Annotated in this window: 14 protein-coding genes; 7 read left to right on the forward strand and 7 right to left on the reverse strand. The window is 33.5% G+C overall.

Annotated elements, in window-relative coordinates; genetic code table 11:
• Both CW752_RS01625 and CW752_RS01630 read right to left on the reverse strand, forming a co-directional pair.
• Positions 1 to 189, reverse strand: a 189-nt coding sequence (locus CW752_RS01625) for a DinB family protein (RefSeq protein WP_145957848.1), incomplete at its 3' end; no start/stop codon positions are given.
• A gap of 18 nt (positions 190 to 207) precedes the next feature.
• A complete protein-coding gene (locus CW752_RS01630; protein WP_101238059.1) occupies positions 208 to 1,347 on the reverse strand; it encodes an acyl-CoA dehydrogenase family protein in 1,140 nt (379 codons plus the stop codon).
• A 190-nt stretch (positions 1,348 to 1,537) separates the two neighbouring features.
• Here CW752_RS01630 and CW752_RS01635 point away from each other — a divergent pair, with 190 nt between their 5' ends.
• From CW752_RS01635 to CW752_RS01660, 6 genes are all read left to right on the forward strand, one after another.
• Entirely contained in the window at positions 1,538 to 3,415 is a 1,878-nt protein-coding gene (locus CW752_RS01635; protein WP_101238060.1) for an endonuclease, read from the forward strand.
• Between the two features lie 218 nt (positions 3,416 to 3,633).
• A complete protein-coding gene (locus CW752_RS01640; RefSeq protein WP_101238061.1) occupies positions 3,634 to 4,239 on the forward strand; it encodes a SatD family protein in 606 nt (201 codons plus the stop codon).
• Between the two features lie 2 nt (positions 4,240 to 4,241).
• On the forward strand, positions 4,242 to 4,937 hold the full coding sequence (locus CW752_RS01645) for a DUF3307 domain-containing protein (RefSeq protein WP_101238062.1): 696 nt from the start codon (positions 4,242 to 4,244) through the stop codon (positions 4,935 to 4,937).
• Between the two features lie 36 nt (positions 4,938 to 4,973).
• A complete protein-coding gene (purC, locus tag CW752_RS01650; RefSeq protein WP_101238063.1) occupies positions 4,974 to 5,696 on the forward strand; it encodes a phosphoribosylaminoimidazolesuccinocarboxamide synthase in 723 nt (240 codons plus the stop codon).
• Between the two features lie 131 nt (positions 5,697 to 5,827).
• On the forward strand, positions 5,828 to 7,327 hold the full coding sequence (purF, locus tag CW752_RS01655; protein WP_101238064.1) for an amidophosphoribosyltransferase: 1,500 nt from the start codon (positions 5,828 to 5,830) through the stop codon (positions 7,325 to 7,327).
• Between the two features lie 447 nt (positions 7,328 to 7,774).
• A complete protein-coding gene (locus CW752_RS01660; RefSeq protein WP_101238065.1) occupies positions 7,775 to 8,722 on the forward strand; it encodes a glycerophosphodiester phosphodiesterase family protein in 948 nt (315 codons plus the stop codon).
• Positions 8,723 to 8,796: 74 nt separating this feature from the next.
• On the opposite strand, the gene CW752_RS01665 is transcribed toward CW752_RS01660, so the two are convergent.
• The 5 genes from CW752_RS01665 to aroB form a co-directional block, all read right to left on the reverse strand.
• Entirely contained in the window at positions 8,797 to 9,507 is a 711-nt protein-coding gene (locus tag CW752_RS01665; protein WP_101238066.1) for a porin family protein, read from the reverse strand.
• 760 nt (positions 9,508 to 10,267) lie between these two features.
• Positions 10,268 to 10,858 (reverse strand): porin family protein, encoded by a 591-nt coding sequence (locus CW752_RS01670; RefSeq protein WP_101238067.1) that lies wholly within the window; start codon positions 10,856 to 10,858, stop codon positions 10,268 to 10,270.
• A gap of 323 nt (positions 10,859 to 11,181) precedes the next feature.
• Positions 11,182 to 11,778 carry a porin family protein gene (locus CW752_RS01675; protein ID WP_101238068.1) on the reverse strand — a complete coding sequence of 199 codons (597 nt, stop codon included), beginning with the start codon at positions 11,776 to 11,778 and terminating at the stop codon, positions 11,182 to 11,184.
• A 276-nt stretch (positions 11,779 to 12,054) separates the two neighbouring features.
• On the reverse strand, positions 12,055 to 12,696 hold the full coding sequence (locus tag CW752_RS01680; protein ID WP_101238069.1) for a porin family protein: 642 nt from the start codon (positions 12,694 to 12,696) through the stop codon (positions 12,055 to 12,057).
• A 277-nt stretch (positions 12,697 to 12,973) separates the two neighbouring features.
• Positions 12,974 to 14,020: a 3-dehydroquinate synthase gene (aroB, locus tag CW752_RS01685; protein ID WP_101238070.1), complete on the reverse strand. Its 1,047-nt coding sequence runs from the start codon at positions 14,018 to 14,020 to the stop codon at positions 12,974 to 12,976.
• Positions 14,021 to 14,121: 101 nt separating this feature from the next.
• Here aroB and CW752_RS01690 point away from each other — a divergent pair.
• A partial coding sequence (locus CW752_RS01690; protein WP_262496345.1) for a S4 domain-containing protein occupies positions 14,122 to 14,826 on the forward strand: 705 nt, incomplete at its 3' end.

The raw sequence follows: 14,826 nt of genomic DNA on the forward strand, positions 1-14,826 counted from the left end.
AAAAACATCCTGATTGAAAGTGGGTTCGTACCAATTATAAACTTCTGCAATATGTGAGGCTAATTGACCGGTACTCCAGTTTTTTTCGGATGGTTTCCAGTTTAAAGCACTATCAGGGATTGCTTTTAAAATTTTTCTGGTGTTTTCGGCTTCATGCAGAAACTCACCTAAAAGAGCCTGTTTAATCATTTGTATGAGGGTTTAAAGTTATTTTGTAATATCTCTTCCAATCACCAATCTTTGGATCTCAGAAGTCCCTTCACCAATCGTACAAAGCTTGGAATCTCTGTAGAATTTTTCAGCAGGGAAGTCTTTTGTATACCCATAACCACCAAAAATCTGAACGGCATTGTTAGAAATTCTTACACAAGCTTCAGATGCATATAGCTTTGCCATAGCTCCTTCTTTAGTCATTTTTTGTTTGGCATTTTTTAGTGTAGCTGCTCTTTGGATAAGAAGTTCAGCCGCATCAATTTCTGTTGCCATATCTGCTAACATAAAGTTGATAGACTGAAAATCAGCAATAGGTTTTCCAAATTGGTGTCTTTCTTTAGCATATTTTAAAGCAGCTTTGTAAGCACCTCTTGCAGTACCTAAGCTCAAAGCAGCAATAGAAATTCTACCTCCGTCCAAAACTTTCATAGCTTGCTTAAAACCTTCTCCAACTTCTCCTAAACGGTGAGAATCTGGTACACGTACATTATCGAAAATCAATTCTGCTGTTTCAGAAGCACGCATTCCTAATTTATTTTCTTTTTTACCGGAAGTGAAACCTGGCATTCCTTTTTCTAATACAAAAGCTGTAGAATTGTTTTTGGCGCCAATTTCACCTGTTCTGGTCATTACGACAGCGATATCTCCTGAAATAGCATGTGTGATGAAGTTTTTTGCTCCATTGATGATCCACTCATCTCCATCTTTTACTGCAGTAGTAGACATTCCTCCCGAATCAGAACCTGTGTTGTGTTCCGTTAGCCCCCAAGCTCCGATTACTTTTCCGGTAGCAAGTTGAGGTAGCCATTTATTTCTTTGTTCTTCATTTCCAAATTCATAAATGTGATTGGTGCAAAGTGAATTGTGTGCTGCTACAGAAAGACCGATTGAAGGATCTACTTGAGAAATCTCATCAAGAATAGTAACATATTCATGATATCCTAAACCAGAACCCCCGTATTGTTCAGGAACTACAATCCCCATAAAACCCATTTCTCCTAATTGATGAAATAAGTCTTTTGGAAAGGTCTGGCTCTCATCCCATTCCATAATATTCGGACGGATATTCTTTTCTGCAAATTCTCTAGCTGTCTCCGCTATCATTTTGATGTTGTCAATAGTCTCTGTATTCATATAGATAATAGTTAGTTCCCAAAGATAATTAAATTGGCGGAAAGCTAAAAAAAATTATTTCAGCCATAATATTTCGGCTTCAATGATTTCGTTTTCAATTTTATAAATGTTAAAAATTAATGTTTTCTTAATAAATTATTCAAGTTTCTGTGTATACTGTTTTAGTATTTTAGTCGCCCAATTTTATGACATGAAAAAAATTCTACTTCCTATTATTTTAATTTCATCGTATACATCAGCACAGGCTCCTTCCGGATACTATAATGGAACGACCGGATTGACGGGGTATGCTCTGAAATCGAAACTTCACGATATTATTTCGGAAAAGAATACCATCTGGAATTATAGTGATCTTCCTAATCTTTATAACCAAACGGATCTGGATGTGTACTATGATCATACATCAGCCAATAATACTACTTTCTTATTAGATATTTATTCAGAAATCCCATCCGGACCGGATGTGTATGAATATACCAGTACCCAGATGAGTGGAGGAGGTGCAACAGTTGAAGGTGGAGGGTACAACAGAGAGCATATGATGCCACAGAGTACATTCTATAGTAATTACCCAATGTATTCCGATTTATTTCATGTAATTCCCGTTGATGCATTTATTAATCAAACCAGGAAAAATTTCCCTTATGGGATTTCTAATGCTACTGTTTATAATGTCTTTACCAATTCTTCTAAAATGGGGAACAGTGGCATTCCTAATTGGGTTTATACTGGACGTGTTTATGAGCCCATTGATGAATTTAAAGGAGATATAGCAAGAACTTTATTATATTTTGTTGTGAGGTATGAAGGGAAGCTGGGAACTTTCAATTATAACAATAGCACTAACCCTGCTTCAGATACTAATCCGCTAGACGGAACTGAGGAAAGGGCTTTTGAGCCTGGTTATATCGCAATGCTTCTGCAATGGAATCAGCAAGATCCTGTTTCTCAAAGAGAAATTGATAGAAATAACAAGGTCTATTCAATTCAGAAAAATAGAAATCCATTTATAGATAATCCGGGATGGGCAAATGAAATATGGAACCAGACTCCGGATGCAATAGCTCCACAACCTGTCTCTAATTTTAATTCTCTTCAAACCAGTGCCTATTTTACTACTTTAAGCTGGTTACCAAGTACCGATGCAGATGTTATTGGATATAAAATTTATCAAAACGGGACTTTAATTGCAACCACAAAAGGAACTTCCATTCATTTAGATCACCTTAATCCTTCGACTACCTATAATTTTACGATAAAAGCTTATGATAGCGGATATTTGCTTTCTCCAAGCAGTAATACCGTATCTGTAACAACTTTAGCTTCTGATATTTATGCGAAAGATTTATATATCTCAAAATATTTAAAGGGATCATCCAATAATAAAGGTATTGAAATTACCAATAAAACCGGGCATCCGATAAATTTGAGTGATTATAGATTATCTATTCAGTATCCAAGTGGAACCAACTATTATTTCCCTTCTCCTTATGAACTGGAAGGAACGATAGGAAATAATGAAACGTTTGTGGTTTTAAACCCTTCTGCAAACTTCTCTTGTTTCACTGTTAATCAGGCTAAATTTTTGATGGCAACTCCTCAGATGACATTCACGGGAAGTCAGTATATGGAACTAAGTTATAAATCAACAACTATAGATGCTCTGGGAGTAAAAAGCCAAAATAACTCTTCTTCTTTAAATAATGTTTCCTTATATAGAAAAAGTACTATTAATCAACCCACGAATACATTTAACATCAATGAATGGGATTCCTATCCGGCTAACTACTGTCAAAGCTTGGGTACTACGTTATCTACCTCGGAACTTATTGCTTCTAATAATACTAGGGCATATACGATCTATCCTAATCCTGTTAATGATCAACTTTTTGTAGAAGGTGAAATCGGAAATATAAAAGTCCTTCAAATTATTGATCTTTCCGGAAAAGTAATATATACCGAAAAAGATCCGTTTATAAATAAGAAAAATATTGATGTACAAGGAATTCCTGCAGGAATATATCTTTTGAGACTGGATAATAAAGTACAGCAGTTTATTAAGAAATAGATTGAAATAACCTAACCTTGACCTGTTTTTGAAACATACCAAAGTTCTGCTGAAGATTTGCCTGGATAGTAATTGGTAGTTTTTATTTAATTTATTAAGTAGCTGCAAACCTTATGTTTACCATATAATCGATATAAGCAGATTCACTAATAATTAATATCTATAAGTGTTTCTGCTTATATTTTTTATTTATAAGTAATAATGCTTATATTTGCAGTATGATAGCGGTCATTACCGGTGATATAATAAATTCACAGCATGCGGATACTGAAGTTTGGATTACCAAGCTCAAAAATCTTCTCGAAAATTGGGGAAGCGCTCCTTACACATGGGAAATCTACAGGGGAGACGAATTTCAGTTCAAATGTAGTATTGATTCTGTTTTCTGGCATTTTCTTGCCATAAAATCTCTTATTAAAAGTCAGGAAAATCTGGATGTAAGAATGGCTATAGGCATAGGTGAGGAGAGTTTCTCGTCTGAAAAGATCACCGAATCCAATGGTACAGCTTATGTAAATTCCGGAAGGTTATTGAATGATTTGAAAAACGATGGCCATACAGTTGCTATCAAAACTTCCAATGATGCGGTAGACAGAGATCTTAATATCTTGTTGAAATGGTCATCTAAGGATTTTGATAACTGGACGATGGCAACAGCAGAGATTATCCATGAAATGATCATGAATCAGGACATCACCCAGGAAGATCTTGCGAAGAGATTTGCTATTTCACAATCTTCGGTAAGCCAGAGATTGAAACGAGCCAACTATGAGCTCATCGTAGAAACCAATCAGTATTTCAGAAAAAAAATCTCAGAACTATAGGCATGATCTTTATCAAACTCATATTGGCACATCTACTCGGAGATTTTATACTTCAGCCAAATTCATGGGTTGCTGATAAGGAAAACCATAAACTGAAAAGTAAGTTTTTATACTTCCATATTCTGATTCACATTGTTTTAAGTCTTGTTTTTCTTTGGGATTTACAACTTTGGTGGGTCGCTGTTTGGGTAGGTATTACTCATTTTATCATTGATGTTGCCAAGCTTAGTTTCCAAAATGTTAAAACAAAGAAAAATTGGTTTTTCATCGATCAAATGCTGCATGTTTTAGTGATTGCAGGAATCTCTTTTTATTTCAATGAATTTGATTTCAATTTTTTAAAAAATCAGGAATTTTTAAAAATACTGATGGCAGCTTTGTTCTTAACAACGCCGGCTTCTATTTTTATTAAAATTTTATTGTCATCATGGACACCCGCTCCGGATGGTCCCAATACTATTCAAACCGAATCTTTAACAAGTGCCGGAAAATATATCGGAATTTTAGAACGCTTACTGGTTTTCACTTTTATTATGGTGAATCATTGGGAAGGCGTAGGTTTCATGGTCGCTGCAAAATCTGTTTTCAGGTTCAGTGATCTTGCACAGGCAAAACAGAGAAAGCTGACAGAATATGTATTAATTGGTACACTGCTTAGCTTTGGGCTGGCTGTCTTAACAGGTATAATAATTAAATAAATCAATAAATCTAACTACAATTTAGAAAGTAAAATTATGAGTCAAAAGAAAGAAATGTTGTACGAGGGTAAAGCGAAACAAGTATTTGCTACTGATAATCCTGATGAGGTAGTAGTGCGTTTTAAAGACGATGCTACAGCATTTAATGCTCAAAAGAAAGGTCAGGTTGATCTGAAAGGGGAAATGAACAACGCGATTACCACCCTTATCTTTGAATATTTAAATGAAAAAGGGGTTAAAACTCATTTCATCAAAAAATTAGACGAAAGAGAGCAGTTGGTAAAAAAAGTATCAATCATTCCTTTGGAAATGGTGGTAAGAAATTACTCTGCAGGTAGTATGGCACAAAGATTAGGAGTGGAAGAAGGAATTAAGTCTCCTGTAACCATCTTTGATATCTGTTATAAAAAAGACGAATTGGGAGATCCGCTTATCAATGATCACCACGCTGTTTTCTTAGGAGCTGCTACCTACGAAGAACTTGATGAAATGTATGAATTATCTTCAGATATCAATGATATCCTTATTGAACTTTTTGATAAAATTAATATCATTTTAGTTGACTTCAAAATTGAATTAGGGAAAACTTCTACTGGTGAGATCATCCTTGCAGACGAAATTTCTCCTGATACTTGCAGACTTTGGGATAAAGATACCATGAAAAAGTTGGATAAAGACAGATTCAGAAGAGATTTAGGAGAAGTAACAGAGGCGTATGTTGAGATCTACAACCGTCTTAAAAATTTACTTGAGAAATAAGATTTCAGATGCTAGATATCAGATGTCAGATATTAGCACCGAAAAATACTTTGTTAGTTTAAAACAAAATTAAAATTTGAAGTTAGTTTTTAGTCTGAAATCTGACTTCTTAAGATCTACAATTAGAAAAAATGAAAAGTTTAGACATTCATAAAAGTGAATATTTAAAACAGTTTGAAAACCAGATTTACGGGAGAAATCTTTTCAGAACTCAGGATGAGGAAAGATTGGATGCTCCAAACGAAGAATGTGGTATATTCGGATTGTATTCGGATAATGATTTGGATACATTCTCTCTTTCACAGTTCGGGCTTTTTGCGCTACAGCACAGAGGACAGGAAGCTTGTGGTATTTCCGTTTTAAAAGAAGGGAGAATCACCAATATGAAAGATGAAGGACTGGTTTTAGACGTTTATAAAGACATTCAGGAACCGGAGACTTTTATGGGAAATTCTGCAATCGGACACACCCGTTATACAACTGCAGGAGATAAAAAGAAATATAATTTCCAGCCATTTTTCGCTAAAAACGAATATGACCAGATTATCCTTTCTATAGCACATAATGGCAACCTTACCAATGCAAAAGAGTTAAAAGCTGAATTAGAAGCTGAAGGCGTAGTTTTCAGAGCAACTTCCGATTCAGAGGTAATCTTAAGGCTGATTCAGAAAAATCTGGATTTAGGACTTCGTGGAGCGATTAAAGCAACCATGGAAAAAATTGAAGGAGCATATTCTGTAGTGGGAATGACGAGAAATAAATTCTTTGCTTTCAGAGACTTTAACGGCATCCGTCCGCTGGTTTTAGGAGCTATTGATGAGAAATCTTATGTTGTCGCTTCAGAGTCCGTAGCTTTAGATGCTGTTGGAGCTCAGTATGTACGTGATATTCTTCCTGGAGAGATCATTTACACCAATGAAAATGAACCAGGAAAACTTCATTCTTATATGATGGATGAAGCAAAAGGAAAACAAAGAATCTGTTCTTTCGAATATATTTACTTTGCAAGACCTGACTCTACCTTAGAAAATATTAATGTGTATGAGATCAGAGAAAAATCCGGAGAGAAAATTTGGGAACAAGCTCCTGTAGATGCAGATTTAGTAATCGGAGTACCTGATTCAGGAGTACCGGCTGCTATTGGATTTTCAAAAGCTTCAGGAATTCCTTTCCGTCCGGTTTTGATTAAAAACAGATACATCGGAAGAAGTTTCATTGTTCCTACACAGGAAATGAGAGAAAGAGTGGTTAACTTAAAACTTAACCCGATTATCTCTGAAATGAAAGGTAAAAGAGTAGTCATTATTGATGACTCTATCGTTCGTGGAACCACTTCTAAGAGGTTGGTTAAAATCTTAAAAGATGCAGGTGTAAAAGAGATTCACTTCAGAAGTGTTTCTCCACCAATTATTGCACCTTGCTACTTAGGAATCGACACACCTTCAAAAGACGATTTGATTTCTGCAAACATGACTACGGAGGAGCTTAAAAATTATCTGGGAGTAGATTCCTTAGAATTTTTAAGCATAGATAATTTAAAAGAAATTTTAGGTTCTTCTAACCACTGCTTTGGATGCTTTACCGAAGAATATCCGGTAGGAAAAGGAGAGGAGGTAGAATTATTTAATTAATAATATTTCTTATATAAAAATAGAAAGCCAGACAGTAAGATGTCTGGCTTTTGTTTATTACACAATGTCATTCCAAGGAACGAGAAATCTTAAAAGCCTATCCAAATTCTCTTTAAAAAATAGATAAATAACCTGAGGGGAGTTCGGGTTAAGAAAATTAAAATTTAGGTTATTGGAAGCCGGAAGAGGGAGGTTGGGTCTCATCATCTTTACATGGTTATCATAAATTAGTAGCATCACTGTTTAGAAAAGATGAAAATACGGAAAAAGCGGTTCTTTATACCCTGAACAACTTCCTCCTTCAAGCTCCCGGCTTCCATCCTGAGTAAAATAGAAAGTTCTTAGCCCGAATTCAGGTTAAATAAATAATGTAGCATATCCTTAATATTCCGGTATCATACAGTACATATGTAAATTTTAATTTTATAAGATTAAAATTTCAGGAGTATGAAGAACACAATTTTATCAAGTTTATTTCTTATTGTTGCTCAACTTTATTCAGCTCAGTCATTCGATAATCAGGCACATCGTGGTGGAAAGTCGTTGTATCCGGAGAATACCGTTCCGGCTATGAAAAATGCCTTAAAAATGAATGTTACTACATTGGAGATGGATTTAGCTATTACAAAAGATAAAAAGGTAATCCTTTCTCATGATGCCTTTCTCTCGCCGGAGTTGGTAACAAAACCTAATGGAACTTATATTCCGAAAGATTCCGGCTTTTATTATAAAATTTATGATATGTCCTATGTAAAGATTCAAACCTTTGATGTAGGCTTAAAGAAGCTTAATAATTATCCTGATCAAAAGAAAATGAAGGTTCAAAAACCTCTGTTTTCAGATGTTATAGATGCATGTGAAGCATATTCCCGCGAACTGAAAAGGCCCTTGCCTTTTTATAATATAGAAACCAAAACTCGCCCTTTCTCAGATAATATCTTTCATCCGGAACCGAAAGAATTTGTAAACTTAATGATGAAGATCATTATAGATAAAGGGATTCAGGATCGCGTAATTATCCAGTCTTTTGACCCCAGAACTCTGGAAATCCTTCATAAAGAATATCCTACAATAAAAACGGCTTTGCTAATCGAAAAAGTTGACGATAAAAAATTAGCACAGCAACGTGCTTATTTTCCCAATGTACCTGTAGAAAAGTTCAAATTATACCCCAATCATCTGAATGGTGTAGCAGGAGACATGAAGTTTCTAAGTTTTACACCTACAATTTATAGTCCTGATCATAATCTTGTCACTCCGGAATTGGTGAAAGAATGCCACGCTTTAGGAATGAAGGTCATACCATGGACTGTCAATACCATAGAAAGGTTACAAGAATTGAAGGCGATGGGAATTGATGGTGTCATTAGTGATGATCCGAGAATATTTAAATAAAAACAGCCTGAAGAATATCTTCAGGCTGTTTTTTATCATGCAAAACTGCATGGAAGTTTAAAAAATTGGTTTTATTAGAACTTATAGTTCAACCCTAGTTGGAATACTCTGTTGTTATTCTCAGCCGCAGGTCTGCTCTTGTCAATTTTAGTTAAGCTGTTTACATATCTTGCACTGATACCGATATTATTAGTAATATCATATCCTAAACCAAGACCTAAACCAAAGTTAAATTTGTTGATTCTATCTTTATCAAGGTCTTCAGAGTGAGATTCTGTTTTTGTTGTAGTAACACCACCTACAGTAGTAGTAGTTGTCATCTCTCCTTTAGACTTACCATTGATGAAGTAACTGAATTCAGGTCCTGCTTCAACATAAAATCTATCCATAGGTCTCATTTGTAACATTAAAGGAACTGAAATATAATTCATTGTTACTTTATCCTGAACCTTTACGTTTCCGTCCTTAATAGGATTAGAAGCGATCACGTCTCTAGCCCCCATTTGGTTGTATAAAACCTCCGGTTGTAAGCTGAATTGCTTAGAGATTGGAATATTTACAAATGCTCCGGCGTGGAATCCTAATTTTTGGCTGTTGATTCCAAATTCTTGCTGACTGAAATATGCAGAGTTTCCTCCTGCTTTAATACCAAATCTGATTGGTTGAACGTCACTTTTAAGTGGAGATGTAGTTTTTGCAGTTTTTACAGTTGTTGCTTCTGTTGTTTCTTGAGCGAAAGCTAATGTACCAGCAGTTAATGCTAATCCTAAAAATAACTTCTTCATAATTTTATTTTTTAATTTTACTATTTGCTTCTTTATTTTGCAAAATGCTTGCCAAACTCGAAAAACTCCGATTAGAAGCCATTTTGAAGAGGTTTTTGTATTATAAAAAATGAATATTTTCTTTTGTTTTATATAAAATATATCAATACATATTGAATATTTGTGATAAATTTTAAGTTAAATATCCTTATAACCTGAAATGACTTTTTAATTAATAATAATTAGCAAGCATATTCATAGGAGTTGACAATTTTCTATTTATCTAAAAAATCTATGAATTGTGAAGTTCTATTTCAATATGTATAGAATAGTACCGATACTTTAGGTTTAGGAACCGAATGAAGGATAATTTCTTTGCCCATCAATAGAATCCCTGCTTAAGAAGAATTTAAAAAAGTGAAAAGGTCAGACTTAAAATTAAAATCCGACCTTTTCTATTGAAATCAAAATGTATTACGATATAAGTTTTTATGTGCCAATATCTCAGATTACCTACATAAAGTTCAGTAATGAGAATTAATTTTTATATTAGTTTTATAGGAGAGGTTAGTTTTGATCTTGGACTTAATCAAAATGTATTTCAGAATAAAACAGAAAATTATAATCGGAGAATATTGGATTAAGATACAATCATTACTCATTACGCAAATTTCTTGCCAAAGATGCGTCAAAAAATATTTAAATAAAAAAACCAGATTAAATACATAATCTGGTCCTTTATTAAATACAAAATTTGTTTTTAGAATAATTAGCCTACTAATTAGAATTTATAAGCTAAACCAACTTGGAATACTCCATTTTTAGAAGAGTCACTGTTACCAACTCTATTTTTTGCAATGTCAGTTAATCCGGCAACATATCTTACGTTAACTCCAATGTTAGGAGTGAAGTAGTATCCAGCACCAAGACCAAGTCCGAAATCAAAAGTTTTTGTTGAATCTTTAATATCTAGACTTCCTGAATTTGTTTTTAGTTTTGCTCCTACTAAGAACCCAAATTGAGGACCTGCTTCTAAATATAGGTTAGGTAATGCATTATACTGGAACATTACCGGAACTGCGATATAATCTAAATTGATTTTATCACTACTGTCATATTTAGATTTTGCTCCCATACCGCTGTATAATACTTCCGGTTGAACAGAGAAATCCTGAGCTACTGGAATATTAGCAAATACACCACCATAGAAACCAGCTTTTGAATTAGTATCACTGTTAGAAATGTTAGATACATTAAGACCTGCTTTTAAACCAAATCTAACTGGTGAAGAAGCTGCAGTATTAGTAGAAGTTTTTTGTGCGAAAGCGAAAGTACCTGCTACAAGTGCTAGGCCTAAAAAAATCTTTTTCATAAGTATTTATTTAATAGTTTTTAAGTTTTGTTTAACATTTTGTTTATAATCAAATGCTGTGCCAAAAAATAGAATGCATATTAAATTGCTATTAATCAATATATAAAAGGGATGTATGCTTAATAATTTTATAGGAATAGAATTAAGAATTTTATTTTTTCAATCTATAATGAACCAATTTACATATTAAAACTCTACGAAAATTTTTAGTTCATCCGAGCAGAACATATATTATTTTAAAGCATCAGATTTTAAAAATAAAAAAGACCAGATTAAAATAAATAAATCTGATCTTTCTATTGATGTATTAATGTTAAAGCCTATTATTTGAATTTATAAGCTAATCCTATCTGGAATACACTATTTTTCGGCGAGGTAGAACCATTAATTCCGTTTTTAACAATGTCTGTTAATCCTGCAACGTATCTTACATTAACTCCAATGTTAGGAGTGAAGTAGTACCCGGCACCAAGACCAAGTCCGAAATCAAAAGTTTTAAATGTATCTTTAGTATCTACAGAGCCGGATTGAGATGTAAGCTTTGAGCTAACTAAAAAACTGAATTGAGGTCCTGCTTCTAAATATAAGTTAGGAAGTGCATTGTATTGTAACATAACAGGTACTGCAATATAATCTAAATTGACTTTTACATTACTATCATATTTAGATTTAGCCCCCATACCACTGTATAATACTTCCGGCTGAACAGAGAAATCTTTTGCTACCGGAATGTTTGCAAATACACCACCATAGAAACCCGCTTTAGATTTTGAGCTAATGTCGTTTGAAAAGTTGGAAATGTTAAGACCTGCTTTTAAGCCAAATCTAACCTGAGTAAAAGCTGTAGTTGATGTAGACACTTTTTGAGCGAAAGTAAATGTACCTGCTACAAGAGCTATACCTAAAAAAATCTTTTTCATGGATATTTAATTTATGGTTATTATTAAGTTTTATTTATTATCAAAGAATATACCGATAGATCTACTTTTTTATTAAATTGTTGTAAATTTATTCTTTTATCATAGAAAAAATGATTATTTATATGTAAGTAATATCATGTTTTCAATTGAGTATAATGGTCCGCTGTTAATTTAATGAATATCAATAATGAATGATAATAAAAAAAGACCAGATTAAAATATATTAATCTGATCTTTCTATTGAATATAAAATTTGTTACTGAATGTTAAAGCTTATTATTTAAATTTATAAGCTAATCCTACTTGGAATACATTGTTTTTTACAGCATCACCAGAATTGTTTTTATAAATATCTGTAAGACCGGCTGTATATCTCGCTGTAATTCCTAAGTTTGGAGTGAAATAATATCCTGCTCCTATACCAATACCAAAGTTGAATGTTTTGAAATCATCCTTATTAAGGGTAGCGATCTGAGTATTTGTATTGTTGTTGGTAGAACTTTTGAATTTATCTTTAGCACTTACCAAAAATCCGAACTCAGGACCTGCCTCCAGGAAGAATTCAGGGGTTGCATTATATTGGAACATTACAGGTACTGCAACATATCCCAAATTTCTTGAGTATTCATCCTTATATGTATTTCCTAGTACAGAATATTCTCTTGTTACTTTTGAACCCAGATCATTATAAATAACCTCTGGTTGCACACTGAATGAACTAGCTACCGGGATATTAGCAAAAACACCTGCATTGAAACCGATTTTAGATTTGGAGTCACTTAAATCTGCTCCGTTAGACAGTGAAGATACATTCATTCCTCCTTTCACCCCAAATGTTACCGGGTTTGTAGATGTTTTCTGTTGAGCGAATGCTAATGTGCTTGCAGTTACTGCTAATCCTAAAATTAACTTTTTCATAACTTTAAATTTTTAATTTTTACTCTTTCTTAATTTTAAATTTTACTACTTGCCAACATTTTCAGTTGAACGCAGTGAATCTTCCAAATTGCTTGCCAAAAACTTTTTTTATGATTTAAATCAACGAAAAACCCACTTTACGGATAAGTGGGTTTTATCATATGTTTTTGATTTACAAAGTGTTTTAAAACTAATTAAACGTTTGTTTATAAAGAGTCTAAATTGACAATTTTGTTAAAAAAGCTTTTTCAAAAGTTCTACTTTTTTCCAAATTCGTCTAGGCATCATTCAATTTTCTGTAAAAATGGAGAGATGCCAGAATGTTTTGTTGGCTACACTGATGATCATACACACATGACCCAATTCCTGAAAGTAGAGAAAAATTGATCTTACTGTCAGTATTCTTTTTATCATTCAATAATAACGCAGTAATATCTTCATCTTTGAAGTCACTGATATCCAGGTAAGGGTAGTATCTCTGTATATTTTCAATAATTGTTTTTGAATCTTCTTCAGAGATCAGATTTTCAAGATATGCCAAATGAGCTTCTGAAATCATTCCCATAGCCACAGCTTCCCCATGAAGAATAGGATTTCCCTGTTGTAAACATAAGCTTTCCACAGCATGACCTATAGTATGTCCGAAGTTAAGTGTTTTTCTGATATTACTTTCATGAAAATCTTTTTCTACAACATCCTGCTTAATATTCATTGAAGTTTGAATATGCGGAATGACCATTTCTACTCCAAGTTTATGAATTTGAATCAGTTGTTCCCAATGTTTTTTATCAGCAATTAATCCATGTTTCAACATTTCTGCAAATCCGCTTCTTAATTCTTTAAATGGTAATGTTCCTAAGAATTTTGGATAAATAAAAATTTGCTCAGGAAAAGCAAATGTTCCAACCATATTTTTATAATGCATCAGATCAATTCCTGTTTTCCCTCCTATGGAGGCATCACACATAGACAGAAGAGTAGTAGGAATATTGATGAATTGTATTCCTCTTTTATAGGTAGATGCAATAAATCCACCCATATCAGTGATCACACCGCCACCAAGATTGATAATCAATGCTTTTCTGTCTGCTTGCATTTCTGTAAGAATTTCCCAGAGTTGGTTGGCAGTTTGGATATTTTTCATTTCTTCTCCAGGTTCAATTTCAAGAATTTCAAATCCAAGATCCGTTTCCATATTTCCTAAAAGTATAGGAAGGCAGTATTCATGGGTATTTTCATCTACCAATATGAAAATTTTACTGAATGATTTCTCGTGAAGAAAGTCGTTTAACTGAGAAAAATTATCGTTTAATATTGTTATCATCTTCGATTTTATATAAAGTTAAAAAGTAAACTATATTGCAAAGTTATGATTCTTAATTTTTAACTCGTAACTAAATTACTATCTTTGCAGAAATTTTTAGAATGAGCAGAGATAACAATAATTCAGACCGACCAAAGAGACCAAGAATTTCAACAAGAAAAAGTTCTGATGATTCTCGTGCTTCCAGATCTGGAAATTCTTCAGGATCAAAGTCTTTTAAGAAACCTTTCTCTAAAACAGGAGAAAGAAAAGGACCCGAACATAAAGGATCCAATTCGAAATTTGAGCAAAAACCTTTCAAGAAAAATACAGGAAGTTTTGAAAACTCCGATGAAGATTTTGGTTCGAAATCAGAAAGAAAGCCTTACATCACGAATAAAAGTGAAAGTTATGGAAAGAAACCTTTCGGAAAATCAGGAGCTAAAAGAGGTGGAAAAAACTTCGATACAAGAGATAAGTATGAAAGAGGTAGCCTAAAATATGGTAGAAGACCTTCTAATGGGGATGAAAGAAATGAAGACAGAGCAAAATCTTTTGTACAAAAGAGAAGACTGAATAAAATTGAAAAGGACGTCTACAAAGACAGCATCCGTCTTAATAAGTATATTGCCAATTCCGGTATCTGCAGCAGAAGAGAAGCTGATGAACTGATTACTCAAGGGCTTGTAGAAGTAAACGGAAAAGTAGTAACTGAAATGGGATACCAGGTACAGAAAACGGATAGAGTAATATTTGACGGACAAAGTATTACTCCTGAAAAGCCGGTATATGTACTTTTGAATAAACCAAAAGGATATATTTCTACA

Origin of the sequence: Chryseobacterium sp. PMSZPI, from assembly GCF_002835665.1 — a bacterium.
Taxonomy (GTDB): domain Bacteria; phylum Bacteroidota; class Bacteroidia; order Flavobacteriales; family Weeksellaceae; genus Chryseobacterium.